Genomic DNA, 24,926 nt, shown 5'->3' with positions numbered 1-24,926 from the left:
CCCTAATTAAAGCTGATGAAGACGCCAAAACGTATTGAGCCTCTGGTTGAGGCCGGGCTGGTTGATGAAGTGGTTCGTCCACTGATGAGCGGTAAAGAAGCCGCAGTCTATGTGGTGCGCTGCGGCGATGAGCTGCGCTGCGCCAAGGTCTATAAGGAGGCCAACAAACGCAGTTTCCGTCAGGCCGCTGAATACCAAGAAGGCCGAAAGGTGCGTAACAGCCGTGACGCGCGGGCCATGGCCAAGGGCTCTAAGTACGGCCGCAAGGGCCAGGAAGATGCTTGGCAGAATGCCGAGGTGGCGGCTCTGTTTCGCTTGGCCAGTGCCGGTGTGCGGGTGCCTAAGCCGTATGACTTTCTTGAAGGCGTGTTGTTGATGGAGTTGGTCAATGACGGCGAAGGTGATGTTGCACCGCGCCTGAATGATGTTGACCTACACCCAGACGATGCCCGCGAATTTCATGCCTTTATGATTCGGGAAGTGGTGAAGATGCTCTGCGCCGGTCTGGTGCATGGCGACCTGTCTGAATTTAACGTGCTGCTCGGCCCCGAAGGCCCGGTCATTATCGACTTGCCACAGGCAGTGGATGCGGCAGGCAATAACCATGCATTCAAAATGCTTGAGCGGGATGTCGGCAACATGTCCGCCTACTTTGGGCAGTTTGCTCCAGAGTTGCGCTTTACCAAGTACGCCAAAGAAATGTGGGCGCTTTATGAGGCGGGCGAGCTGACCCCAGAAACGCCGTTGACGGGTGAGTTTGATGACCCAGAAGAAGCAGCCGATATCGACGCGGTGATGCGTGAAATCAAAGCCGCACTGGCCGATGAGGAACGCCGTCAGGCGCTGTTGAATGCCGACGATGCTCCAACAGGTGAAGAGCCGCCGCCGCCGTGGGCGCAATAAGTACAGTCGCTGGCTAGACCAAAATGCCGTTCACTGCAGCCGTGAACGGCATTTTTTATGAGCGCTCTATTGCGCTCAGTGGTGACGCCTAATGACGAGGCCTTAACGGTATCGAGGTAGGCTTGCAGCGTCAGTTCAGGTTTGCGTCGCTCAATTAGCCGGGTATTCGCGGATGACCTGATCGTCGCCGCGTTTATCCAAGCCAATTACTTGGTACGCATCGCGTACGTTGCCATATTCCATACCGGGCGAGCCGGTGGGCATGCCCGGCACGGCTGCGCCGATTAGATTGACCTGACTGCGTAACGTGAGGATGTCAGCGGCAGGTACATGGCCCTCGACGAACTTGCCGTCGATCACCCCGGTGTGGCAAGACGCCAGCCGCGGCGGGACGCCAAGGCGTTGCTTGACGGCGACCATGTCGGCCTCGACATGGTCGGTGACGGTAAAACCGTTGTCCTCCAAGTGGCTGATCCAGGCTTTGCAGCACCCGCAGTTGGCGTCTCGGTGCACGTCGATATTCAGCGGCTCGGCGGCAATGCTGAGGCTGCTGAACAGGCCGGCGAGAAAAAGTAGCTTACGCATGGCGATGGCTCCTGTTGAACGTGCGTGAAAGCATACCGGTCGACCCGCAGGTCAGCCACAGTCGATTTCCGAAATGCTCGGCTGGAGCTTATGCTGCATGCTCGATTTCCGGTTCAAGGTACTGTCCATGTTACTTGCACGCGTTGTTCTGATTATTCAGCTAGTGGCGTTGGCCGGGCTGGGCCTGGCTTATTTTATTCAGCCCCATCAAATGGCCAATCTCAGCGGTATGCTGCTGATGGCGCCTGCCGCTGCGACCGATATGCGCGCGTTCTATGGTGGTTTGCAGATTGGTCTGGCGGCGTTTATTGGCGTGTCGCTAAGCCGTCTGGACCTGACGCGCGCCGCCTTGACCCTGCTGGTACTGCTTTACAGTTCAATGGCGTTAGCGCGCATGGGCGGTTTGTGGCTCGACGGCGGCGCGCAGCAAACGTTCAACCTCTACGCGCTGCTGCTTGAGGTGGTGTCGGTCGTGCTGTGCTTCTGGGCGCTGCGCGGGCTGCCGCGCACCTAGCCCTGAATGAGTGCTTAGCGGCGCTCCAGCAACACGCCTGACTCCATGTGGTGGGTATAGGGGAACTGGTCGAACAGCGCGCAACGCGTCACTTTGTGGGTGTCGTTGAGTTGAGCGATGTTGGCGGCCAGTGTTTCTGGGTTGCAGGAGATATACAAAATGCGCTCAAAGCGCCGGGTTAGTTCGCAGGTGTCCGGGTCCATGCCAGCACGTGGTGGGTCGACGAACACGCCGCCGAAGTCATAACTTTTCAGCTCAATGCCGGCCAGGCGGCGGAATGGGCGCACCTCATTGAGTGCTTCGGTCAGCTCTTCAGCGGACAAGCGCACCAGGCTGACATTGTCTATGTGGTTGTCGGTCATGTTAGCCAGCGCGGCATTTACCGAGGTCTTGCTGATCTCGGTGGCCAGCACTTTACGCACGCGGGTGGCCAGCGGCAGGGTGAAATTGCCGTTGCCGCAATACAGCTCGAGCAAATCATCGTGGCGTTCGCCGAGGGCGTCATAGGCCCAGTTCAGCATCTTCTGGTTCACTTCACCATTGGGCTGGGTAAACGCGCCTTCGGGTTGGCGATAACTAAAGGTGCGGCCCGCGACGTTGAGTTTCTCTTCTACATAGTCCTTGCCGACCACCACGCGCTTGCCCTTGGAGCGGCCGATGATGCTCACCTGTAACTCAGCGGCGAGTTGCTCAGCGGCGGCTTGCCAGGCGTCGTCCAGCGGGCGGTGGTAGCACAGGGTAATCAGCGCGTCGCCAGCCAGGGTAGTGAGGAATTCGACCTGAAACAGCTTAAAACTCAGTGCGTTGCTGGTCTGCCACGCCGCTTTCAACTGCGGCATGAGCTGGTTGATCTGTACGCTGGCGATGGGGAAGTCTGTAAAAAAGATCGGAGTGCGGTTATCGCCGGTCTCGAACATGGCGTAGTGACGGTCTTCACCCTCGCGCCACAAGCGGAACTCGGCTCTTAGGCGGTAGTGCTCGCGTGGCGACTCGAATACCTCGGGTGCCGGGGCGTTGAACGGCGCCAGCAGCTCGATCAGGCGCTGCTGCTTGTCGGCAAGCTGGGCGGCGTAGCGAGCGGGATCGAACAGGGAGCGGCTCATGCAAGACTCTTTTCAAAAAAAGGAGGGTATCAGGCGAAGTACGCCAGTTTGACCACAAACAGGGCTGACAGCACCACCAGTGCGACATTCAGGTCGCGCCAGCGGCCAGCCAGCAATTTGATTAGCGTCCAGGCGATAAAGCCGAAGGCAATGCCGTTGGCAATCGAGAAGGTCAGGGGCATGGCGAGGGCCGCGACGACCACAGGCGCGGCAACACTCAGGTCATCCCAATCGATTTGCGCCAAGCTGCTCATCATCAGCACGGCGACAAACAGCAGGGCCGGTGCCGTGGCGAAGGCCGGTACAGAACCTGCCAGCGGGGCGAAGAACAGGCTCAGCAAAAATAGCGCCGCCACCACGCATGCGGTCAGGCCGGTACGGCCACCTGCGCTGATACCCGCAGCGGATTCGATATAGCTGGTGGTGGTTGAGGTGCCCAGTGCGGCGCCGGCCATGGTTGCGGTGCTGTCGGCCAGCAGGGCGCGGCCAAGCTTGGGCATTTTGCCGTCTTTGTCGAGCAGGTTGGCTTTTTGTGCGACGCCGACCAGGGTGCCGGATGTGTCAAACAGGTCAACGAAGAGGAAGGCGAAAATCACGCTGAGCAGGCCGATATCCAGCGCGCCCATGATGTCCAGTTGCAGCAGCGTCGGCATCAGCGACGGCGGCATCGAAACCACGCCATTGAGTTGCGACAGGCCGAGCAGGATCGACAGGCCGGTCACCAGCAAAATACCGATCATCACCGCGCCCGTCACACGGCGGTAAGCCAATGCAGCAATCACGAAGAAGCCCATGCAGGCCAGCAGCGGGCCACCCTGGGTCAGGTCGCCGAGGCCGACCAGCGTGGCCGGGTTGTCCACCACAATGCCGGCATTTTTCAGTGCGATGATCGCCAGGAATAGGCCAATACCGGCGGCAATGCCGGCGCGCAGTTCCATGGGGATGCTGTTGATGATCCACTCACGAATCTTGAAGATCGACAGCAAAAAGAAGATCACCCCAGAGAGGAAGACTGCCCCCAATGCCACCTGCCAGGTGTGGCCCATGGTCAGCACCACGGTGTAAGTGAAGAAAGCATTCAGGCCCATGCCGGGTGCCAGAGCAATCGGGTAGTTGGCAACCAAGCCCATTACGGCCGAGCCGATGGCCGCTGCCAGACAAGTGGCGACAAATACCGCGCCTTTGTCCATGCCGGTTTCGGCGAGCATGTTGGGGTTGACGAAGAGGATGTAAGCCATCGTCAGGAAGGTGGTCAGCCCCGCCAGCATCTCGGTGCGCACCGTGGTGTTGTGGGCCTTGAGTTGGAACAATCTTTCCAGCATGCGGAGCTCCCCAATGACGGCGTTTTAGGCCGTGTGTATGCAAATTGAAAGCAAAGCACAGGCGCACAGTTGTGCATGGTTTGCCGGTGCTCTAGAAAAGCCGCGCACTATATCAGCTCGCTTGGGTGCGGTGAATTTATGACCGACCAGACAGTTTGCCTGCGGCGCAGTTAAGTGCTGCCCGCGCGCTTTTTATGCGGGTGTTGACTGATTTATTCAGGCAAAAAGAAGCCCGCCAATGGGCGGGCTCCTTATCGGTTAGCGCGGGGTATCAGTTGCCGTAAACCGGGAACTTGGCGCAGACCGCTTTGACTTGCTCGCGAATGCGCGCTTCAACGGCCTCATCACCCAAGTTGGCGAGGATCTCGCAAATCCAGCCGGCCAGTGCGCGGCACTCATCTTCCTTGAAGCCACGCGTGGTCACGGCGGGGGTGCCGATACGCAGGCCGGAAGTGACGAATGGCGAGCGTGGGTCGTTCGGCACGCTGTTTTTGTTCACGGTGATAAAAGCGCGACCCAGGGCGGCGTCGGCGTCTTTACCGGTGATGTCTTGCTTGATCAGCGAGAGCAGGAACAGGTGGTTCTTGGTGCCGCCGGAGATCACATCAAAACCGTTTTCAATAAACACACTGGCCATGGCCTGGGCGTTCTTGATCACTTGTTCTTGATAGGTCTTGAACTCAGGCTGCATGGCTTCCTTGAAGCACACCGCTTTACCGGCGATCACGTGCTCCAGTGGGCCGCCTTGGCCACCTGGGAATACGGCAGAGTTGAATTTCTTCTCCAACGCTTCATTAGCGCGGGCCAAGATCAGGCCGCCACGCGGACCACGCAAGGTTTTGTGCGTAGTGGTGGTGACCACGTCAGCGAACGGCACTGGGTTCGGGTACACGCCTGCCGCCACTAAGCCGGCCACATGCGCCATATCAACCAGCAGGTAGGCGCCGACTTTGTCAGCAATGGCGCGGAAACGTGGGAAATCGAGGATCTGCGAGTAAGCGCTGAAACCGGCGATAATCATCTTCGGCTGGTGTTCAACCGCCAAGCGCTCGACTTCGTCGTAGTCAATCAAGCCGGTGACGGTATCGATACCGTACTGCACGGCGTTATACACCTTGCCGGAGAAGCTGACGCTGGCGCCGTGGGTCAGGTGGCCGCCGTGGGCCAGGCTCATGCCGAGTACGGTATCGCCAGCGTTAAGCAAGGCCAAGTAGACCGCGCTGTTAGCTTGGCTGCCAGAGTGCGGCTGGACGTTGGCATAGTCGGCGCCGAACAGTTCTTTGGCGCGGTCGATGGCCAGTTGCTCAACGATGTCGACGTATTCGCAACCGCCGTAGTAACGCTTGCCCGGATAGCCTTCGGCGTACTTGTTGGTCAGTACCGAGCCTTGAGCTTCCATCACCGCTGGGCTGGTGTAGTTTTCCGAGGCGATCAGCTCGATGTGATGTTCCTGGCGCTGGGCTTCTTGCTCCATCGCGGCAAACAATTCGGCGTCATAACGGGCAAGAGTCAAATCACGGCTGAACATAGCATTCCCCTGAGAAAAATCAGCTGGGCGGTAGAAAGAGGGTGCAAATTCTAACCCATTCGAGACGAACAGGCACATGAAGCGTGATCATCCGTTGGGTGCGTGCAGTTCATGCACCGCTCATGCTTTAGCCGCTGCCTGCCACGCCGCTGTGCGGGTCGCGCCGCCTAAAAATGCACGGTTGCGGCTTATTGCCGCAGTCGCTCATTTATTCAACCGGCAGGGTTTAGCTCAGCATAAACAGTGCGGTGCCGGTGAACAGCGCAGTGAATTGGTGCGCCGGCATTGGCCGGCCCAGCAGGAAGCCCTGTACTTCATCGCAGTCGTGACCGCGCAGAAAGTCCAACTGGGCTAAGGTTTCCACGCCTTCGGCGATCACCGTGAGGTTTAAGCTGTGGGCCATGGCAATAATGGCGCGGGCGATCTGGCCGTCTTGTTCGCCGTGGGGCAGGCCGTCGACAAAGCTGCGGTCGATTTTAAGCACGTCGATGGGGAACTGCTTGAGGTAGTTTAGCGAGCTGTAACCGGTGCCGAAATCATCAATGGCGATAAATACTCCGAGCTCCTTCAGGCTGCTGAGGGTGTGCATGGCATTGGCCACGTCTTCCATCAGGATACTTTCAGTCAGCTCCAGCTCCAGGCAGCCGGCTGAGATGCCGCTGAGTTCAAGTATTTGCGCAATTCGTTGGTGCAAGTCGCCTTCGGCAAACTGGCGGGCCGAGAGGTTGACTGAAATCTTTGGTACGCGAATATTGGCTTCTTGCCACTCGGCCAGCTGGCGGCAGGCTTCGCGCAGCACCCAGTCACCGACCTGCACCACCAGGCCAAGCTCTTCCAGTACCGGAATAAAATCATTCGGTGGCACGAGCCCGCGCTGCGGGTGCTGCCAGCGCAGCAGTGCTTCGGCGCCAGTCAGGCGTTTGCCGTCACCGGAGAATTGCGGTTGGTAATACAGACGGAACTCGTTCTGCTCAAGGGCATGGCGCAGGTCGCTTTCCAGCTCCAGGCGCTCTAAGGCGCTGGCGTTCATGTCGGCCTGGTAAAACTGGAAGTTATTCTTGCCACGTTCTTTGGCGTGGTACATCGCCGTGTCGGCGTTCTTCATTAATTGACTCAGCTCGTTACCGTCTTGCGGGCTTAGGGCAATGCCGATACTGGCGGTGACGAAGAACTCGCGACCTTCAAGAATAAACGCCTGTTGCAGGCTGCTGAGAATCTGCTCGCCAACGTGAATGGCTCGGGTCAGTGCGCCATCTCGCGCCGCCTGCGAGCGCAGCAGCAAGGTGAACTCATCGCCGCCCATGCGCGCCACGGTGTCGTCACTGTCGACGCAGGCGCTTAGGCGCATGGCTACTTCTTTAAGCATGCGATCGCCCGCCGCGTGACCCAGCGAGTCGTTAATCGGTTTGAAGCGGTCAAGGTCGAGGAACATCAAGGCCACCCATTCCTGATGCCGCTCGCCATGTTGCAGGGCGCTGTGCAGCCGGTCCTGGAATAGCGTGCGGTTAGGCAGTTGGGTCAGTGCGTCGTAATAGGCCAGGCGGTGAATACGTTGCTCGCTGGCCTTGCGCTCACTGATGTCGCTGAAAAAGCCGACGTAGCTGACCAGGTCGCCTTCATCATCTTTAACTGCGGTAATGCCAACCCAGGCCGGGAATGTCTCGCCGCTTTTACGCTTGAGCCATACCTCGCCTTCCCAGCTGCCTTGCTGGTTGAGCTGCTTGATGACAAAAGCCAAGTGGCTGGCCTGCTGGGTGTCGGCGGTGAGTATGCTCGGCAGTTGGTCAAGGATTTGCTGCGAGCTGTAGCCGCTGACGCGGCTGAATGCATTGTTGACCTGGACAATGTAGCCGGCCGGGTCGGTGACCAGAATGGCCGCCGTGGAATGTTCGAACACCGTAGCGGCCATGCGCAGGTCTTTTTCTGCGCGGCGTTGTTGGCTGATGTCGCGGCCGACACCGAGTAAGCCTTCGAAGCGCCCGCTGTCATCCCACATCGGCACCAAACGCAGTTCCACGGGGATTTTCTGACCATCGGCGCGCAGCGCGTCAAACACAAACAGTTGCGGCAAAAATTGCGCGCGTAATTCGGCCAGCCGCTGCGGGTCGCCAAGGGCATTGCGCACGCGGGTGAGCAGGGCGTAGAAGCCGACCAGTTGCCGTGGGTTGGTGGCCAGGCTCTGGAAACCATTGTTCAGGGCCCATTCACTGTCATAGCCAAGCACCGGCATGACGGAGGGGCTGACATAGTTGAGTTGCAGGTAACTGTCGGTGGAGAAAATCACGTCACTGATGCTTTCCGCCAGCAGGCGGTAGCGCTGCTCGCTGGTGCGTAGCGATTCGCTGCGGGTGATCTGCTCGGTGATGTCCTTGGCCACGCCAATCAGCCGGCTGACCCGGCCTTTGTCATCGCGCGCTAAGGCTTGTTCGCGGATATCAAACCAATGCCAGCTGCCGTCGCGGTGCCGCCAGCGCAGCTCGAACTGCATCAGCAGGCCATTGCCGAGCACTTGTTGGATAGTGCGCATGCGCTGGTACAACTCAGCATCGTCGGGGTGCAACAGCTTTTCCCAAATGCGCTCGCCGAGCTGACGCATTTCTGCCTTGCTATAACCGAGCTGCGGGCCCAGATGGTTGTTGCTGTACATCACCCGCCTGTTGACGATGTCGTGCACATAAATGGTGTCGGGCACCGTGCTGACCACATCCGACCAAAAACGCTCACGTTCGATCAGTGAGGTTTCGATGCGTTTACGGTTGCTGATATCGCTGATGCTCAGGGTCACGGCATGCAGGTCGTCAGCATTCTCGGGTAGGCGCAATAACAGCCAAAGATAGCGCTCGTGGCCTTGCGGAGTGCTGACGCGGCGCTCTATTTCCAGCTGCCCGCTGCCCTTGAGCAGGGTGTTCAGCAGCTGCATACGAAAGCCTTTGGCGCGCAGTGGGCCGCTGTTAAATAAATGCTCCCAAGCCTGCGTGCTGGACTCAACACCCAGCAGCTGCAATGCCACCTGGTTGGTTTCGGTCAGGCGCATACGCTGGCAAAGTTCGCCATGCCGCTGCGGGTCGCTGTCCAGCCAGCGTTGCAGGCTGTTGATGTCGTGCAGCTGGTGCTCTTGCAGAAAGCGCTGCAGCTCGGTCAGATCGAGTACACACAGGGCCGTGCCGGTGCCGTCAAAGATGTCTTGGTAGCGTCGCCGGGTGTCTTGCAGCACTTGTGAGGCGCGCTGCTCCTCGGTGACATCGCGTAACACCCAGACAAAGCCGGTGCGTTTGTTGTCTTGGTTGAGATCGCTGCGGTTTATGTCATACAGGTGGGTGACGCCGTTATGCTGAATTTCTACAAGGTCAGGGCCCATATCATTGGGCAATACGCTGGTGTGCAGCAGCAGCGGGTCAAGGCGCGGCAGCAGCCTGAGCAGGTGCCAGTTGTGTGCCTCTTGGCTGCTTAGGCCAAACATGGCTTCGGCTTGTGGGTTGAGGTATCGCAGCTGACCTTTATTGTCGGTGACCAGCACACGCTCTTCGATGGCGGCCAAGACGCTGGCGGCTTGCTGCAGCGTGCGCCGTGACGCTCTGTTGAGAGCAAGCAGGCTGCGCTGTTCATGCAGTAAGCGATACAGCACCAGCAGCGTCAGCACCGCGCAGAGAATAAACAGCAGCAACTTGCTGGCCTGTTGCGGCAGTTGCTGGGCGCGCAGCTTGCGTTCATTAAACAGCGCACGCAGCTGCCAATCACTGCCCTTAAGTGGCGTTAGCAGCAGGGTCTGGTCAAGGTTCTCGGCCGTCACTGGCGGTGCAACCTTAGAGCCGCTGGAGCTTTTGGGCGCGTTACTACTAATTACTCGCTGCGCATTGCGATCTTCTAACAGCCACTGATAGGGGCTTTGATGGCGCTCTTGCAGCCAGCGGTTCAACGCGTTGTTGGTCATGCGCAGCACCCAGTAGCCGCTGTCGGCGCTGTCTGGGTTGTGCCGCAGCAGCAGGTAAATACGCCCGCTGTCGTTAGCACTGAAACTGAAGAAGAAACGCTCATCACGGCCGCGCTGCTGCAACTCATCAACGTAAAGTGCGTCTTCACTCGGGGCATGGCTGTCCGCGATGATGCGGCCTTGGCTATTTACCCAGGCCAGGCTAAGCAATGTAGGGAATACCCCGCGTAAGGTTTGCAGCAGCTCGTCGCCTGCCTCGTTGCTACTGGGCGGCAGCACGTGGGCGCGCAGCAGGGCACGGCCGGCATTGGCCTTGAGGTCCATGTTCAGTGCAAGGTGATTGGCCAGTTGAGTGCTAAAAGCCAGGCCCAGTTGACGCTGGTTGTCCAATAACTGTTGGGACTCTTGGCGCAGCTGCCACAGCAATAACGCCAACATACTCAGCACCAATACCACCAGTGCGCCCCGAATGGATTTGCGCAAGACTTTCGCCGGCGCGGCGCCGGGTATGTGCGAGGGAGTAGGGGGCATGGCAGTGGGCAAAGACGTACATCCTAGGGGTTAGCGGCTAGGGGGTGGTCCTTGACGCGCGCAGTGCAATTAGCGGCCAAGGTGGCCGCAAGCATGCCATAACCGTGGCAAAGTGCTAGCGGCGCTGACGAGCGTCGTTTGCCCTGTCTCCTGCATTCCGGTAGCTTTATCGCACGCGCGAGGGCTGCGTAAGCCTAGTGCGTTGGCATCGCCTGGTGGTTGCGTCCCCGCCGTGCAGGGCTGCCCTGCACGCATCAGTTGGCGACTCTCTTTCGTTTCAATCCACTCTCAAGGTCACCATGGCTCAATACGTTTACACCATGCATCGGCTCGGCAAAGTTGTGCCGCCGAAGCGGGAAATCCTCAAAAACATTTCCCTGTCGTTTTTCCCTGGCGCGAAGATCGGTGTACTAGGCCTCAACGGCTCAGGTAAATCCACCCTGCTGAAAATCATGGCCGGCGTTGATACCGAGTTCAACGGCGAAGCGCGGCCGATGCCGGAGCTGAATATAGGCTACCTGCCGCAGGAACCTCAGCTGGACCCCAGTAAAACCGTACGTGAAGTCGTCGAAGAGGCGGTGAGCCAGATCAAGGATGCTCAAGCGCGTCTGGATCAGGTGTACGCCGCTTACGCCGAGCCGGATGCTGACTTCGACAAGCTGGCGGCCGAGCAAGCCAAGCTTGAAGCCATTTTGCAGACCAGCGACGGTCACAACCTAGAGCGTCAACTGGAAGTCGCCGCCGACGCCCTGCGTCTGCCAGCCTGGGACGCTAAGATTGGCGTGCTCTCAGGTGGTGAGAAGCGCCGTGTAGCCTTGTGCCGCCTGCTGCTGTCGGCCCCGGACATGCTGCTGCTGGACGAGCCGACCAACCACTTGGACGCCGATTCAGTAGCCTGGCTGGAGCACTTCCTCCACGATTTCCCCGGCACCGTGGTCGCGATTACCCACGACCGGTACTTCTTGGATAACGTCGCCGGCTGGATTCTCGAACTCGACCGCGGCGCCGGTATTCCGTACGAGGGCAACTATTCCGGTTGGTTGGAGGCCAAGTCGAACCGTCTGGCCCAAGAGTCTAAGCAGCAGTCGGCCCATGAAAAAGCCATGAAGGAAGAGCTGGAGTGGGTGCGCAAAGGCGCCAAAGCCCGCCAGTCGAAGTCCAAGGCGCGTTTGCAGCGCTTCGAAGAAATGCAGTCGCAGGAATTCCAGAAACGCAGCGAAACCAACGAAATCTATATCCCGGTCGGCCCGCGTTTGGGCGACAAGGTCATTGATTTTGTCGGCGTCAGCAAAGGCTATGGCGATCGTGCGCTGATCGATAACTTGTCGTTCAGCATGCCCAAGGGCGCCATCGTCGGTGTGATCGGCGGTAACGGTGCCGGTAAGTCGACCCTGTTCCGCATGTTGATGGGCAAGGAGCAGCCGGACTCGGGCAGCATCGAAATCGGCGACACCGTGCAAATGGCCTGCGTTGATCAGAGCCGCGATGACCTCGACGGCAGCAAGAGCGTGTGGGAAGCCGTGTCTGGCGGCTCCGACATGATCAAAATCGGTAGCTATGAAGTGCCGTCGCGTACCTATGTGGGGCGCTTCAACTTCAAGGGTGGTGATCAGCAGAAGTTCGTCAAGGACCTCTCCGGTGGTGAGCGCGGTCGCTTGCACCTGGCGTTAACCTTGAAGGAAGGCGCTAACGTGCTGCTGCTCGATGAGCCGTCCAACGACCTCGACGTGGAGACTCTGCGTTCGCTGGAAGAGGCGCTGCTGGACTTCCCGGGCGCGGCGATCGTGATCTCTCACGATCGCTGGTTCCTTGATCGTGTGGCCACGCACATCCTGGCGTACGAAGATGACTCGCACATTGAGTTCTTCGAGGGTAACTACACCGAGTACGAAGCTGATCGGAAGAAGCGCCTAGGCGACGCCGCCGCGCAGCCGCATCGCGTGCGGTACAAGAAGCTGGCGCAGTAAGCCACGCGCAAATGCACAACGGAGCCTAGGGCTCCGTTGTGCTTTCTGGCAGGCGTACTCGCGGCTATGCGTTTTCGCAGTAGGTGGACTCAGTAGTGATACCAGCGCAGCGTAAGCATCACTTCATTTTCAGGCGACTGCATGTGGCTGAATTGGCGGCTGGCACTCATGCGCAGGCCGAGGTTCTCGCTGACTTCCCACTGCTGGTTGAGTGCCAGGCTGCGGCGCACTTCCCCTTGCTGAAAGTAGTCACCTTTGGCTTCCAGGCTGAGGTTGCCCAGCGCGTTAGTCCAGATCAGGCCGCTGTTGAAGCCGACAGCCGGTGCGATAAATGCGGCGAAGTCACTGTTGTGCTCAAGGCGCGCGGTGCCCATCGCATAGGCCAGCGTGTCCTCGCCTAACTGCCACGTACCTCCCGCGCCTCCGTTGACATGGCTGACCAGTTCACGGCGCTCACCTTGCCCGGGCACGCGCTCCAGACCGGCGGCAACCTGCCAAGACAGCGGCTGCAGTAAGCGGTTACGTGGCGTTAGTGAGCGGATCGTGGCCAAATCAAGGCGTTCGACCTGCCAATCGTTGTTCTCATACTGGCGCAGCTTCAGCTGCAGAATTTCGATTTGCGCACCCAGCGGGAAGCCCGCCAGATTGTCGTTGAGGTCGTGGTAGGCCATGCGCAGGCCGTATTCAGCAAAGCTGCGCTCGCCTCGGCTGCCGGCACCGAGTTGCCAAGTGCGCGATTGATGGCCATTTTCAGGCAGTTCCGGGCGCTCAACGGTGAGCGCGCCGGGTGGGTTGCGATTGATCGCCTTGAGTAGCTCAAAACTGCGTTTGGCTTGCGCGCTATCGCGCTCTGTACCTGTGGCGTGATAACGCACTAAACGGTAGGCGGCGTCCTGGATCAGCGCACGGCGTGGGCCGGGCAGACTAAGGAAGGCGCGATCATTCACCCGGTCAGTGTCATCGGCCAGGGCCAGCACCCACTCTTGCTCGGCTTCATCCAGTTGGCTGGCGCGGGCGAGCAGTTCTTTTTCCCGCGAAGGGCGGTAGTCGATCCGTTCGACCATGCCGGCTTGCTTGATGGCTCGCACTGTATCGGTAGGGATGGCGGTCAGTGGGAATTGTCCCGTCAGCGCCACGCCGGGACGGGCGATCTCTAGCAGCTCAAGCAAGCGGAACGAGCAGTTCTCGTCAAAGAAGAAATAATCAAAGCGTATCTGTTTGAGTTCCCATACGTGCTCAACCATGCGCGCGGTTTCAGCCGGTGTCAGGTTCAGTTGGTATTCCCACAGGTCGCGGTTCTCCAAGCGGCTGTACTCGGCCAATTTGGAGCGGTAGGACACCAGCGAAAAGAGCCCAGGGTAGCCGCCCATCAGGCCTTTCCAGGCATACAGCATGCTGTTGTCCATGCCTTCAATGTAGGCACCGAAATTTAGGGCGTAGCTGAGCAGGGCGGTGCCACTGGCATCCACGTCGGCCTGGTCAATGCGCAGCAAGGTATGGCCGAACATGGATGAAGGGCTGTTCAAATAGGCGGCGGGAAAGATAAGCACGGTTCGATGCGGTTTGATGTCATCGAACCAGCGTTGGTATTCGCTGCAGGTGGGCTGAGGTAGATCGCCCAGTTGCAATTGTTCGCGAAGCCAGCGGGTGCGCGCAGGGTAGACGCATTGCGGGTGGCTATCAGCGGTTGTAACCGGTTGGTAGAGCGCGTTCAGCGTAGCAGTGAGTTCGGCGGCGGGGTCGCTGTCACCATGTTCTGCCAGGAAAAAACCGCTGTCATCGACATAACTGCGCCATCCGCCAAATTTGCCGGTCTCGTAATGACCCAGTGCAATCCAATAAGGGTCGTTAGCCAGAGCATCAAGGGTTTGCGGCGATAGGGCCGGGGCTGCAAGCACGGGTGTGCAGGCTGCAAGGAACAGACACGTGAGCAAATGCTTGGGCATGGTCATCTACTGATTACGAGGACAAGCGCCCAGAGCGCTCGAGGTGACTGAAGGGGCTGTAAGCGTGTTGCCGGCTGCAAGCAGCCGGCAATGTGCGGCGGATCAGGCTGGCTGGGCGTACTTAGCCAGGCGGCTGTCGCGCTTAATAACAGCCAGGGTTGCGGCATGCATTTGCTCGCCGGTGACATCGGCTGAGCTGAAGATCTCACTGAAGTTTTTGTGAGTGATAGCGGCGAAGTGGGCGCGATCCTGCTCAGCTACGCCCAGCAGCACGGCGTAGGTGGTTAAGGCTTCGCCCTGGCCTTTGGCCATGTCTTCAGACAGTTCGTCGAGCATGCCATTGATAACCAGCAGCGAGCGGCCGCCGTAGGTCAATGCGCCATCGGTGGAGCAGCCATTGGTGCCCGAGGTCATGCCGAAGGTGGCGTTGCCTGAGGTGCCGTTAGTGGTGGAGGCAACAAAGTGCGAAGGCAGACCGCGCTGGCCTTCGAACAACATGTTGCCCCAACCGCAGCTTGGGCCGCCTGGTGCTTCGGCGAAGGCGGTAAGGGAGGTCATTGCGAGTAGGGAGCCGATCAGAATCCGTTTCATAATTATGTGCTCTTCAAGTGAGGGGTTGTCGACCAACTGCTTACTGGTCACAGCCTGAGCATTTTGCAATAGGCGCGCAGTGTCAAGGTTGTTACAAAAAAACAACTGCCAGTTGTGACGGCGTACTGCTTGCCTCGGCCCTGCCAATCGGCGTTGGCGCATGCCGCGTGAGGAGTGGATGCGCTCAAGGTGCCTGCACGATAATCGTGCTGACGAGCCGAGACCCTCAGGTTAAAACACCGCCTTGTGGGCGGTATTAATGACCGGTGCGGCCTGCAATGGTTTGTACCCGCGCGCTTTAGCTGACCTTTGCCCGGCATAAGCAGATGTGATGCCTTGCCAGTGCGCGCTGCGCAGCGCGAGAATAAGGCCAATTTTTCGCGGCACGTGCCGCCCGTTAAGGATTCTCAATGCCAGACTCTGTCGCAGCTCATTTGCGCTTGGCTCCTGAAGCCCTGACCCGTCCGTTTTCACCCGAACAATTTAATTTCACCAATACCGAAGAGCTGGAACCCTTTCGGGGTGTGCTGGGCCAAGAGCGCGCCGTTGAAGCGTTGCAGTTTGGTGTGGCGATGCCACGGCCGGGCTATAACGTATTTGTTATGGGTGAGCCCGGCACCGGGCGGTTCTCCTTTGTTAAACGTTACCTCAGCGCTGAAGCCAAGCGCCTGCAAACCCCGGCTGACCGGTTTTACATCAACCATTTTGATGAGCCGCGTGAGCCGCGCGCGCTGGAGTTGCCGCCGGGCAACGCGCCAGCGTTTTTGGCAGATATCAATGGCTTGATCGATAACCTACTGGCGACCTTCCCTGCGGTGTTCGAGCACCCCTCGTTCCAGCAGAAGAAGAACGCCATCGACCGCGCGTTCAATAAGCGTTACGACCATGCGCTGGATGTAATTGAACGTTTGTCGCTGGAAAAAAGCATTGCCCTGTACCGCGACAGCAGCAATATCGCCTTCACCCCTATGCTTGAAGGCAAGGCGCTGGATGAAGCTGAGTTTGCCCAGTTACCAGAGGTCGACCGTGAGCGTTTCCATGCGGATATCGCCACGCTGGAAGAGCGTCTGAACGAAGAGCTGGCCAGCCTGCCGCAGTGGAAGCGCGAATCCAGCAACCTGCTGCGTCAGCTCAATGAAGAAACCATCACTGTTGCCTTGCAACCGCTCCTCGCACCACTGTCGCAAAAGTATGCCGAGAACGCCGGCGTCTGCGCCTACCTGCAGGCGATGCAGGTCAACCTGCTGAAAACCGTGGTCGAGCAGTTGGTTGAGGTGGATAAAATCGATGCGCAAACACGCAAGCTACTGGAAGAGCAGTACTGCCCAAGCGTGGTGGTCGGCCATCACGCCCAAGGCGGCGCGCCGGTTGTGTTTGAGCCGCACCCGACCTACGACAATTTGTTTGGCCGCATTGAATACAACACCGACCAAGGCGCGCTCTACACCAGTTATCGCCAGTTGCGCCCCGGTGCGCTGCATCGAGCCAATGGCGGTTTTCTGATTCTTGAAGCAGAAAAGATGCTCAGCGAGCCGTTTGTCTGGGATGCACTCAAACGCGCCCTGCAATCGCGCCAGTTGAAGATGGAATCGCCGCTGGGTGATCTGGGTCGCGTCGCCACCGTGACCCTGACGCCGCAGATGATTCCACTGCACCTTAAGGTGGTGATCATCGGCTCGCGTCAGCTGTATTACACGCTGCAGGACCTTGATCCGGACTTCCAGGAAATGTTCCGCGTGCTGGTCGACTTCGATGAGGACATCCCGCTGGCTGACGACAGCCTAGAGCAGTTCGCCCAGTTACTCAAAACCCGCACCTCGGAAGAAGGCATGGCGCCGCTCACCGCGGCTGCTGTGGCGCGGGTGGCGACTTATAGCGCGCGGCTGGCTGAGCACCAAGGGCGTTTATCGGCGCGCATTGGTGATTTATTTCAGCTGGTCAGCGAGGCAGACTTTATCCGCAGCTTGGCCGGTGATGAAGTGACAGACGCCGGGCATATCGAGCGCGCACTCAAGGCCAAGGCCACCCGCACTGGGCGTGTGTCGGCGCGGATCATCGATGACATGTTGGCCGGGATCATCCTGATCGACACCGCCGGCGCGGCGGTGGGTAAATGTAATGGCCTGACCGTGCTGGAAGTGGGCGACTCAGCCTTCGGCGTGCCCGCGCGCATTTCCGCCACGGTGTATCCGGGCGGCAGCGGCATCGTTGACATTGAGCGTGAGGTCAACCTCGGTCAGCCGATCCACTCCAAGGGCGTGATGATTCTTACCGGCTACCTGGGCAGCCGCTATGCCCAAGAGTTCCCCTTGGAAATCTCCGCGAGCATTGCGCTGGAGCAGTCCTATGGCTACGTCGACGGCGACAGCGCGTCGCTGGGCGAGGTGTGCACGCTGATCTCGGCGTTATCACGTACACCGCTCAAGCAGTGTTTCGCCATCACCGGCTCAATCAATCAGTTCGGCGAAGTGCAGGCGGTTGGCGGGCTTAACGAGAAGATCGAGGGGTTCTTTCGGCTGTGTGAGGCCCGTGGCTTGACCGGCGAGCAGGGCGCAATCATCCCGCATTCCAACGTCACCACCCTGATGCTCGATGAGCGGGTGCTGCAGGCGGTTGGCGCTGGGCAGTTTCATATCTACGCCGTGCGTCATGTCGACGAGGCGCTGAGCTTGTTGGTCGGCGAGGATGCCGGTTCACCCAATGAGCAGGGCCAGTTCCCCGCAGGTAGCGTCAATGCGCGCGTGGTCGAGCGCCTGCGCGACATCGCCGCCATGGGCATGGACGACGACAAAGAAGAACCAAGCAAGGCAGAGCCGGTTGTTGCGCTCAAAGAGAAGAAGCCGCGGGCGAAAAAGCCCGCCGCCGAGTGACCGCTGTGCACGGAGTGTTCGTCCGCTGCTAAACCAGTCACTGAGCGCATCAGCCCGCTGCTTGCGCCGTGGGCCTGCGCTGTTTTAATCCACACAGTTATCCACAGGGTGCCGGTTGGCGGTTGGCTTCCCTGCGGCGGCTGTGCGGGTGTAGGCTCAAGGCCTGCTCACGAGAGGGTCGCTGCCATGCTGCGCTACCTTAATCTCACCCGTCACTGCTTGGGTTTGGACACGCGTATTGAATGCGCCGTGTTGCCGTTGGCCGGCAACAGCGGGTTCTGGACGTTGATCTGCGCGGCTGGCATGTCGGCCGCACAGCCTTCAGCGATTAAAACGCAAGGCCCATTCCACGGGGCTTACGCGGCGCAACGCATCCTTGTTGATATTGCTGAGAACTTGCGCGCTATGGGTTATGAACCTTGCGCGGATGTGCCGATTTGGCGGCTGCATATTCAGGCGCAATTACGCCGTTTAAACGCGCAGCGCGGTCACTCTGCTGCTCAAGGCCTGTTTCAGCCAGAAACCTAAGCCGCTGTTGGTCGCCTATTTGTGCGCTGTGCAGGTTCTCTGCGTTAGCGGCTGATTCACAGCCTGCGTATAAGGTTATCCACAGTGGTTGGGTGGCCAGTTAGGCGGTTAGCAAGCGATTCAATACGGGGTTGTTTGAGCGCCGGCGCTGAGTATACTCGCCGGCAATTTGCAACCCTGAGTAAGCCCTTATGGAACGCTTTATCGAAAATGCCATGTACGCCTCGCGTTGGCTGCTGGCGCCGATTTATTTTGGCCTTTCGCTTGGCCTGCTGGCCTTGGGCCTGAAGTTTTTTCAGGAGGTCTTTCATATTTTGCCCAACGTGTTTGCCATGTCCGAGGCCAACCTGATTTTGGTGATCCTGTCACTGGTCGACATGGCGCTGGTCGGTGGTCTGTTGGTGATGGTGATGCTGTCGGGTTATGAGAATTTCGTTTCTCAGCTGAATATCAGTGCAGGCACTGAAAAACTCAGCTGGCTTGGCAAAATGGATTCCAGTTCGCTGAAGATGAAAGTGGCCGCGTCCATCGTGGCAATTTCTTCAATCCATCTGCTCAAGGTGTTCATGGATGCCAAGAACATCCCTGAGAGCAAGCTGATGTGGTACGTGATTATTCACCTGACTTTTGTCGGTTCGGCGTTCGCCATGGGTTACTTGGATAAGCTGACCAAGCACGACGCCTAAACCGACTGCGCTTTACCGACCGCCCGGCCGTTGCAAAACGGACGGGCGGTTTGCGTTTTACCTTGTGTTTTGGTGATCTTGTACAAGAATTGTATTTGTACAATTTTATGTATAGCTTTGCGCGCCTGAGGTAATAACCATGAACTTACAAGACCTGTCGCAGCACGCCCATGCCGGGAATATCGAAGCCCTTAACCTGATCTCTATCGAGGGCGGTATCTACCTGCTGGAGGCGCATATGGGTGGCCGTGCTCATCCGCTCAGTGATGGCAACGGTAAAACCTTGCACCTGCGCTCAGTTGAGCACGCGCGCGATCTGCTGCGTGATATGCCGCGTATCCCGTTCCACTTGGTGCACGCCGTGGTGCACGACGAAATGTGCGGCATGCAAGACGGCACGCAAGATGTTTTGCGCGTGCCAATCTCCTTTAACTCTTCTTGGTAGTGATGTGACTGCAGCAGCCTCTCTATTTAAGCGTGCACTGGCCATCATCGATGTGCAGATCACCGGCCTGCACCCCGATAAAGACTGCATTTGGGAAGTGGCGGTGCTGCACATCGATAATGGCTGCGTAGTGGCTCGGCACGCATGGCTGCTAAACCCGGCCTGCGCTTTGCCCTCGCGTATTTCACGCGTGTCCGGGGTGCTGCCAGCCGAGCTGGCGGATCAACCGCGTTTTGTCGAGATTGCTGAGGCGCTGGCGCAGTGCCTAGAAGGCCGGGTTGTGGTCGGCCATAACTTGCGTGTCGCCCATGCTTTCTTGCGCCGTGGCTTTGCTCTGGCGGGGCAAACGGTGCGTTATCGCCAGTTGTGCACATTGCAGCTGGCCCGCGCTGCTTGGCCTGATTTGCCCTGCCACAGCCTTGATGCCTTGTGTGAGGGGCAGTCAATCAGTCGCTTTTTCCAGCATCGCGCCTTGCCCGACGCCGAAGCGGTCTGGCAATTGCTGTCGGCGCTGGTGGCGCAAGTGCCGGCAGATGCCTTGAACCTGCAAGTCGCAAGACAGCTGCGCAAAGCTGCCGTGCCGCGCTTTATGACGGCCGCGCGCCTGCAAGCATTGCCTGCCAGGCCAGGCGTTTATTATTTTTACGGTGAGAATCAGGCGTTGCTGTACATCGGCAAAAGCCGAAATCTGCGGCAACGCGTGCAGTCGCATTTTCAGAATGATCATCACAGCCGCCGCACCCTGCAAATGGCCCAGCAGGTGCGTGAGATTGGTGTGCAACCTACGGCCGGCGAATTGGGCGCGCTGCTGCTGGAATCCGCTGAAGTGAAACGGCTATTACCGTTGTACAACCGCCAACTGCGGCGCCAGCGCGACCTGCTGACATGGGCGCTGATGCCCGGCGTCAAAGGCCTGCAGCCTGAGTTGCAAATAGTTGGGCAGGGCGTTTTAGCTGACAGCAGCGTCGGCCTGTTCCGCTCGCGGCGGCAAGCGCAGGCCTGGTTGCGCAGCGAGGCCGCGCGCAACCAGTTATGCCTTAAATTGCTCGGCCTGGAAGGTGGCGAAGGCGCCTGTTTTGCCACGCAGCTGGGCGTGTGCCGCGGTGCCTGTTGCGGGCTTGAACCGCGCGAGGTGCACGATGCTCGCTTGCTCGCCGCCTGTGAACAATTACGTGTGGCCACCTGGCCGTGGTCGGGGCCGGTTGCTTGGGTCGAGCGCGATCTGGAGCAGGGGCTTTGCCAATGGCATGTGCTTGATCAGTGGCGACATGTGGCCACGGTTGACGACCCCAAGCTGATTGATGCAGCCCGCCAGCAGCCTGCGCAGGCATTCAGCCTTGACGCTTATCACATTCTACTTAGCCACTTACGGCGCTTCCCACAAACCGAGGTTGTTGTTTTATGAGTGCTCGCCGTCTTGCTTTAGTGCTGGGTGATCAGCTGTCTTTCGATTTACCCAGTTTGCAAGCGCTGGACCCGCAGCGCGATGCGGTGCTGCTCGCCGAGGTGGCAGCCGAAACCGACTATGTGCCGCACCATCCGCAGAAAATCGTGCTGATCTTCAGCGCCATGCGCCATTTTGCCCAAGCCCTGCGTGAGCGCGGTTGGCAGGTGCACTACGTTAAGCTGGATGATCCGCACAACAGCGGCTCGCTGCCGAGCGAGTTACAGCGTTGGGCGGCGCACCTGCAGGTTGACGAGGTGCACCTGACTGAGTGTGGCGAGTGGCGTTTGGAGCATGCGTTGCAAGCAAGCGAGCTGCCGATCACCTGGCACGCCGACAGTCGTTTTGTCTGCGCACGTGGTGAATTTGCCAGTTGGGCCGAGGGCCGTAAGCAACTGCGCATGGAGTTTTTCTACCGCGAGATGCGCCGCAAAACCGGCTTTTTGATGAACGGCGACGGCACCCCGGTAGGCGGTGCGTGGAACTTTGACGCAGAAAACCGCAAGGCCCTGCCTAAACACATCAAAGCGCCCATGACGGCACGCTTTCCGGCGGATGACATCACTGGCGAGGTGCTGGCGCTGGTGACTGAGCGCTTTAGTCATCACTACGGCAGCCTAGCCTCCTTTGATTACCCCGTTACCCATGCTGAAGCAGAGGCGCTTTGGCAGCATTTCCTTGAGTTTGCGCTGCCTGCCTTCGGTGACTATCAAGACGCCATGGCGTTGAATGAGCCGTTTTTGTTTCATGCGCGCATCGGTGCGGCGCTGAACATCGGCCTGCTGGATGTGCGCAAAATCTGTGCGGATGTTGAAGCGGCTTATTGGCAGGGACGTGTGCCCTTAAACGCCGCCGAAGGGTTTATCCGCCAGTTGATTGGCTGGCGTGAATACGTGCGCGGCATTTACTGGATGCACATGCCGGAGTACGCCGAGCGCAACACATTTGGCAATACCCGGCCGTTACCTGAGTTTTACTGGACCGGCAAAACCCGCATGAAGTGCATGAGCCAAGCCATCGGCCAAACCCTGGAGCATGCCTACGCCCACCATATTCAGCGGTTGATGGTCACCGGTAACTTCGCCCTGCTGGCCGGTATTCAGCCCAGCCAAGTCTGTGATTGGTATTTGGCGGTGTATATGGATGCTTTCGATTGGGTCGAGTTGCCCAACACCTTGGGTATGGTGATGCATGCTGATGGCGGCTATTTGGGTTCCAAGCCTTACTGCGCCAGTGGTCAGTACATCAAGCGGATGTCCAATTACTGCGGCGATTGCGCCTACAAAGTGACCGAAAGCGTGGGTGAGCAAGCGTGCCCGTTCAATGCGCTGTATTGGCATTTTTTGATGCGCCACCGTGAGCAGTTGGCTGGCAACCACCGTCTAGGCATGATTTATCGAGGGTTGGACAAAATGACCGAGGCCAAACAGCAGGGGCTCTGGCAGCGTGGCGAGCAACTATTAGCTCGCCTAGATGCGGGTGAAGCGCTGTGAAGAAAGCCGATTTACCGGTCAAGGTTTGCCAGGTGTGTGCTCTGCCCTTCACCTGGCGTAAGAAGTGGGCGCGTTGCTGGGATGAGGTGAAGTATTGCTCGGAGCGCTGTAGGCGCAACCGCGTGGCGGGCGGTTAGGGCGGCGAGGGGCTTTGTGCTAGGCTGGCCGACCTTTTTTAGCCTCAAGCGGAGCCGCGCTATGTCCGATATCAATCTCTCGACTGACCAAACCCGTGTCAGCTACGGCATTGGTCGCCAACTGGGTGGCCAGCTGCGTGACAACCCGCCACCGGGCGTGAGCCTAGACGCGATCCTCGCGGGCCTGACTGACGCGTTTAATGGTCTGCCAAGCCGCGTTAGCGAAGATGAGCTGTCAGCCAGCTTCAAAGTCATTCGCGACATCATGCAAGCCGAAGCGCAGGCCAAGGCCGAAGAAGCGGCAGGCGCTGGCTTGGCTTTCCTCGCTGAAAACGCCACGCGCGACGGCATTACCGTGCTGGCTTCCGGCCTGCAGTACGAAGTGCTGAGCAGCGGCAGCGGCGCCATGCCAACTCGCGAAGACACCATTCGTGCGCATTACCACGGCACCCTGATCGACGGCAGCGTATTCGACAGCTCCTACGATCGTGGCGAGCCCGCCGAGTTTCCGGTTGGCGGCGTCATTGCCGGTTGGACCGAAGCCCTGCAGCTGATGAATGCCGGTAGTAAATGGCGTCTGTATGTGCCGAGCGAACTGGCCTATGGCGAGCAAGGCGTTGGCAGCATCCCGCCGCACAGCGTGCTGGTGTTTGACGTAGAGCTGCTGGACGTTCTCTAAGCCGCTTGCCTGAGGCGGATGGCGATGTTTATCCGCCTCAGAATAAGCCTGATCACCTTGTAGCCCGGATGCCATCCGCGGTTGTTTATGACGTCTTAAAGATGTCCCGGATTGCCGCCGGGCTGCACCTGCGGGCTACAAGGGTCGGCTGCTGTTTTTGTCTTCACGGGCGCAACGCCCGGGCATAGCAATACAAAAACAGATTGCGCACTAATTCTTTCAGCACCAATGGCTCGCTGGAGTTCAGCTCGTGAATATCCAGCTCACCCTGGTTGCGCAGCTCATCCAGAGCGTCTTCGTTGAACACTGCGCACACCTCACCGGTGTTGCGATTGAGAATGCGCAGATAGGGCTGCGGACGATCCAGCCAAGCGTCGATCAGGTAAGTCATGGTTCATCTTCCTTTTGAATGGTTAGATGAGAATAATTCTTATTACATTTATAGCAAGAATTAATCGCTACCTTTTGTCGTGCAGCCAGTTATGTCGAGGCGAGTGAGCGCTTTTGCGCGTTTTTTTAAAAACGCAGGCCATAAAAAACCCGTCACATGGACGGGGTTTTGGGTGTGGCCTTAGCGGCTAGTGCGTGCGCGCTACGGCAAAGCGGCTCAACTCGACCAACGCATCGCGGTAGGCGCTGGCGGGCAGCGTATCTAGGCACGCAATTGCGCGCTCTGCATAGTCGCGGGCTTGCTTCGCGGTGTAGTCCAGCGCGCCGGCTGCTTCGACGGCATTGCGGATGCTCTCTAAGTCCTCGATACCGCCTTTCTGGATTGCCTGACGTACCAAGGCTGCTTGTTCAGGGGTGCCTTCGCGCATGGCGTAAATCAGCGGCAGAGTGGGTTTACCTTCAGCTAAGTCATCGCCCACATTCTTACCCAGAGTGCTGGCGTCGCCGCGATAATCGAGCAGGTCGTCAACCAGCTGGAAGGCCACGCCCAGATGATCGCCAAAGGTGCGCAAGGCCTCGGTCTGTTCGGCGTTGGCCCCGGCCAATGCGGCGGCGCTATGGGTTGACGCCTCGAAGAGCATCGCGGTTTTGCCGCGGATGACCTCCATATAAGTCTCTTCCGTGGTGCTGGCGTCACGGATCTTCGACAGCTGCAGCACTTCGCCTTCAGCAATAACGCGGGTGGCCCTAGAGAGGATCTTCATGACTGGCATGGAGCCGAGCTCGACCATCATTTCGAACGAGCGGGAATACAGGAAGTCGCCCACCAGAACGCTTGGCGCGTTGCCCCACTGCGCGTTGGCGGTGCTGCGACCGCGGCGCATGTCGGACATGTCGACCACATCGTCGTGCAGCAAGGTGGCGGTGTGCAGGAACTCGATAGTGGCCGCCAATAAGCGCAGCTTGTCGCCATCAAGGCCAAGGGCTTTGCCGCTGAGTAGGACCAGTAGCGGGCGCAGGCGTTTACCGCCAGCGGAGATAATGTAGTCGCCGATTTTCTCAACCAGCGGTACGCGCGATACCAGCTGGGCGCGAATGATGCCGTCGACGGCGGTAAAATCTTCCGCCACCACGCTATAGAACGCCTGGGGTTGCATCGCTTACACCTGCTGTTCATGGGTTGCGCGGCATGCTAGGTGGCAGGGTAGGGGCTGTCAAGGTAACTGGCTTGGCTGTTAGTGTCGGGGCCTTGCGTCATGCGGGGGGCTTGCGTACAATCGCGCACCCTGAACTTCCCCCTGGGTATTTCCCTGCCTTACGCAATTGCAAGGGC

At 58.8% G+C, this 24,926-nt stretch carries 20 protein-coding genes; 11 read left to right on the top strand and 9 right to left on the bottom strand.

The window, feature by feature from the left end; genetic code table 11:
• Positions 1-15 precede the first annotated feature (15 nt).
• Positions 16-903, top strand: a complete 888-nt coding sequence (locus WF513_RS14830; RefSeq protein WP_339080156.1) for a PA4780 family RIO1-like protein kinase — start codon at positions 16-18, stop codon at positions 901-903.
• Between the two features lie 150 nt (positions 904-1,053).
• On the opposite strand, the gene WF513_RS14825 is transcribed toward WF513_RS14830, so the two are convergent.
• On the bottom strand, positions 1,054-1,488 hold the full coding sequence (locus WF513_RS14825; RefSeq protein ID WP_339080155.1) for a DUF411 domain-containing protein: 435 nt from the start codon (positions 1,486-1,488) through the stop codon (positions 1,054-1,056).
• Between the two features lie 127 nt (positions 1,489-1,615).
• Here WF513_RS14825 and WF513_RS14820 point away from each other — a divergent pair, with 127 nt between their 5' ends.
• Positions 1,616-2,002: a DUF4345 family protein gene (locus WF513_RS14820; protein WP_339080154.1), complete on the top strand. Its 387-nt coding sequence runs from the start codon at positions 1,616-1,618 to the stop codon at positions 2,000-2,002.
• A gap of 14 nt (positions 2,003-2,016) precedes the next feature.
• Here WF513_RS14820 and trmA read toward each other — a convergent pair whose 3' ends face one another.
• The 4 genes from trmA to WF513_RS14800 all read right to left on the bottom strand — a co-directional run bounded on the left by trmA (position 2,017) and on the right by WF513_RS14800 (position 10,324).
• Positions 2,017-3,105: a tRNA (uridine(54)-C5)-methyltransferase TrmA gene (gene trmA, locus WF513_RS14815; protein ID WP_339080153.1), complete on the bottom strand. Its 1,089-nt coding sequence runs from the start codon at positions 3,103-3,105 to the stop codon at positions 2,017-2,019.
• Positions 3,106-3,134: 29 nt separating this feature from the next.
• Positions 3,135-4,427 (bottom strand): NCS2 family permease, encoded by a 1,293-nt coding sequence (locus WF513_RS14810; RefSeq protein ID WP_339080152.1) that lies wholly within the window; start codon positions 4,425-4,427, stop codon positions 3,135-3,137.
• Positions 4,428-4,698: 271 nt separating this feature from the next.
• Positions 4,699-5,955 carry a serine hydroxymethyltransferase gene (glyA, locus tag WF513_RS14805; RefSeq protein WP_339080151.1) on the bottom strand — a complete coding sequence of 419 codons (1,257 nt, stop codon included), beginning with the start codon at positions 5,953-5,955 and terminating at the stop codon, positions 4,699-4,701.
• A gap of 226 nt (positions 5,956-6,181) precedes the next feature.
• Positions 6,182-10,324 carry an EAL domain-containing protein gene (locus WF513_RS14800; RefSeq protein WP_339083601.1) on the bottom strand — a complete coding sequence of 1,381 codons (4,143 nt, stop codon included), beginning with the start codon at positions 10,322-10,324 and terminating at the stop codon, positions 6,182-6,184.
• Between the two features lie 392 nt (positions 10,325-10,716).
• On the opposite strand from WF513_RS14800, the gene ettA reads away from it, so the two are divergent.
• Positions 10,717-12,384, top strand: coding sequence for an energy-dependent translational throttle protein EttA (ettA, locus tag WF513_RS14795; RefSeq protein ID WP_339080150.1), 1,668 nt, complete (start codon positions 10,717-10,719; stop codon positions 12,382-12,384).
• An 89-nt stretch (positions 12,385-12,473) separates the two neighbouring features.
• Here ettA and WF513_RS14790 read toward each other — a convergent pair whose 3' ends face one another.
• Both WF513_RS14790 and WF513_RS14785 read right to left on the bottom strand, forming a co-directional pair.
• Positions 12,474-14,330 carry a DUF4105 domain-containing protein gene (locus tag WF513_RS14790; RefSeq protein ID WP_339080149.1) on the bottom strand — a complete coding sequence of 619 codons (1,857 nt, stop codon included), beginning with the start codon at positions 14,328-14,330 and terminating at the stop codon, positions 12,474-12,476.
• Between the two features lie 102 nt (positions 14,331-14,432).
• Positions 14,433-14,921: a DUF3015 domain-containing protein gene (locus tag WF513_RS14785; protein WP_339080148.1), complete on the bottom strand. Its 489-nt coding sequence runs from the start codon at positions 14,919-14,921 to the stop codon at positions 14,433-14,435.
• 410 nt (positions 14,922-15,331) lie between these two features.
• On the opposite strand from WF513_RS14785, the gene WF513_RS14780 reads away from it, so the two are divergent.
• From WF513_RS14780 to WF513_RS14745, 8 genes are all read left to right on the top strand, one after another.
• A complete protein-coding gene (locus tag WF513_RS14780; RefSeq protein WP_339080147.1) occupies positions 15,332-17,791 on the top strand; it encodes an AAA family ATPase in 2,460 nt (819 codons plus the stop codon).
• 186 nt (positions 17,792-17,977) lie between these two features.
• Positions 17,978-18,319 (top strand): hypothetical protein, encoded by a 342-nt coding sequence (locus WF513_RS14775; RefSeq protein ID WP_339080146.1) that lies wholly within the window; start codon positions 17,978-17,980, stop codon positions 18,317-18,319.
• A gap of 191 nt (positions 18,320-18,510) precedes the next feature.
• Positions 18,511-19,005, top strand: a complete 495-nt coding sequence (locus tag WF513_RS14770; protein WP_339080145.1) for a TIGR00645 family protein — start codon at positions 18,511-18,513, stop codon at positions 19,003-19,005.
• Positions 19,006-19,144: 139 nt separating this feature from the next.
• Positions 19,145-19,450 (top strand): DUF6482 family protein, encoded by a 306-nt coding sequence (locus tag WF513_RS14765; RefSeq protein ID WP_339080144.1) that lies wholly within the window; start codon positions 19,145-19,147, stop codon positions 19,448-19,450.
• A gap of 4 nt (positions 19,451-19,454) precedes the next feature.
• Complete coding sequence (locus WF513_RS14760; RefSeq protein WP_339080143.1) at positions 19,455-20,855, top strand: exonuclease domain-containing protein; 1,401 nt, start codon at positions 19,455-19,457, stop codon at positions 20,853-20,855.
• Positions 20,852-22,387 carry a cryptochrome/photolyase family protein gene (locus tag WF513_RS14755; protein WP_339080142.1) on the top strand — a complete coding sequence of 512 codons (1,536 nt, stop codon included), beginning with the start codon at positions 20,852-20,854 and terminating at the stop codon, positions 22,385-22,387. The genes WF513_RS14760 and WF513_RS14755 overlap by 4 nt, the downstream gene beginning before the upstream one ends.
• Complete coding sequence (locus tag WF513_RS14750; RefSeq protein ID WP_339080141.1) at positions 22,384-22,524, top strand: DUF2256 domain-containing protein; 141 nt, start codon at positions 22,384-22,386, stop codon at positions 22,522-22,524. Before WF513_RS14755 ends, WF513_RS14750 begins: the two co-directional genes overlap by 4 nt.
• A gap of 61 nt (positions 22,525-22,585) precedes the next feature.
• Positions 22,586-23,203, top strand: a complete 618-nt coding sequence (locus WF513_RS14745; RefSeq protein WP_339080140.1) for an FKBP-type peptidyl-prolyl cis-trans isomerase — start codon at positions 22,586-22,588, stop codon at positions 23,201-23,203.
• A gap of 163 nt (positions 23,204-23,366) precedes the next feature.
• Here WF513_RS14745 and WF513_RS14740 read toward each other — a convergent pair whose 3' ends face one another.
• Entirely contained in the window at positions 23,367-23,594 is a 228-nt protein-coding gene (locus WF513_RS14740) for a hypothetical protein (RefSeq protein ID WP_339080139.1), read from the bottom strand.
• 187 nt (positions 23,595-23,781) lie between these two features.
• Positions 23,782-24,750, bottom strand: a complete 969-nt coding sequence (locus WF513_RS14735) for a polyprenyl synthetase family protein (protein WP_339080138.1) — start codon at positions 24,748-24,750, stop codon at positions 23,782-23,784.
• Positions 24,751-24,926: the final 176 nt, after the last annotated feature.

Source organism: Pseudomonas sp. TMP9 (genome assembly GCF_037943105.1).
In the GTDB taxonomy this organism is placed as follows: Bacteria; Pseudomonadota; Gammaproteobacteria; order Pseudomonadales; family Pseudomonadaceae; genus Aquipseudomonas.
This window is presented reverse-complemented; position numbering and strand designations above follow the sequence as displayed.

Bases quoted from the DNA above. Each gene is read 5' to 3' on its own strand.
- WF513_RS14830 (WP_339080156.1), top strand. From the start codon at position 16: ATGAAGACGCCAAAACGTATTGAGCCTCTGGTTGAGGCCGGGCTGGTT.
- WF513_RS14825 (WP_339080155.1), bottom strand. From the start codon at position 1,488: ATGCGTAAGCTACTTTTTCTCGCCGGCCTGTTCAGCAGCCTCAGCATT.
- WF513_RS14820 (WP_339080154.1), top strand. From the start codon at position 1,616: ATGTTACTTGCACGCGTTGTTCTGATTATTCAGCTAGTGGCGTTGGCC.
- trmA (WP_339080153.1), bottom strand. From the start codon at position 3,105: ATGAGCCGCTCCCTGTTCGATCCCGCTCGCTACGCCGCCCAGCTTGCC.
- WF513_RS14810 (WP_339080152.1), bottom strand. From the start codon at position 4,427: ATGCTGGAAAGATTGTTCCAACTCAAGGCCCACAACACCACGGTGCGC.
- glyA (WP_339080151.1), bottom strand. From the start codon at position 5,955: ATGTTCAGCCGTGATTTGACTCTTGCCCGTTATGACGCCGAATTGTTT.
- WF513_RS14800 (WP_339083601.1), bottom strand. From the start codon at position 10,324: ATGTTGGCGTTATTGCTGTGGCAGCTGCGCCAAGAGTCCCAACAGTTA.
- ettA (WP_339080150.1), top strand. From the start codon at position 10,717: ATGGCTCAATACGTTTACACCATGCATCGGCTCGGCAAAGTTGTGCCG.
- WF513_RS14790 (WP_339080149.1), bottom strand. From the start codon at position 14,330: ATGCCCAAGCATTTGCTCACGTGTCTGTTCCTTGCAGCCTGCACACCC.
- WF513_RS14785 (WP_339080148.1), bottom strand. From the start codon at position 14,921: ATGAAACGGATTCTGATCGGCTCCCTACTCGCAATGACCTCCCTTACC.
- WF513_RS14780 (WP_339080147.1), top strand. From the start codon at position 15,332: ATGCCAGACTCTGTCGCAGCTCATTTGCGCTTGGCTCCTGAAGCCCTG.
- WF513_RS14775 (WP_339080146.1), top strand. From the start codon at position 17,978: ATGCTGCGCTACCTTAATCTCACCCGTCACTGCTTGGGTTTGGACACG.
- WF513_RS14770 (WP_339080145.1), top strand. From the start codon at position 18,511: ATGGAACGCTTTATCGAAAATGCCATGTACGCCTCGCGTTGGCTGCTG.
- WF513_RS14765 (WP_339080144.1), top strand. From the start codon at position 19,145: ATGAACTTACAAGACCTGTCGCAGCACGCCCATGCCGGGAATATCGAA.
- WF513_RS14755 (WP_339080142.1), top strand. From the start codon at position 20,852: ATGAGTGCTCGCCGTCTTGCTTTAGTGCTGGGTGATCAGCTGTCTTTC.
- WF513_RS14745 (WP_339080140.1), top strand. From the start codon at position 22,586: ATGTCCGATATCAATCTCTCGACTGACCAAACCCGTGTCAGCTACGGC.
- WF513_RS14740 (WP_339080139.1), bottom strand. From the start codon at position 23,594: ATGACTTACCTGATCGACGCTTGGCTGGATCGTCCGCAGCCCTATCTG.
- WF513_RS14735 (WP_339080138.1), bottom strand. From the start codon at position 24,750: ATGCAACCCCAGGCGTTCTATAGCGTGGTGGCGGAAGATTTTACCGCC.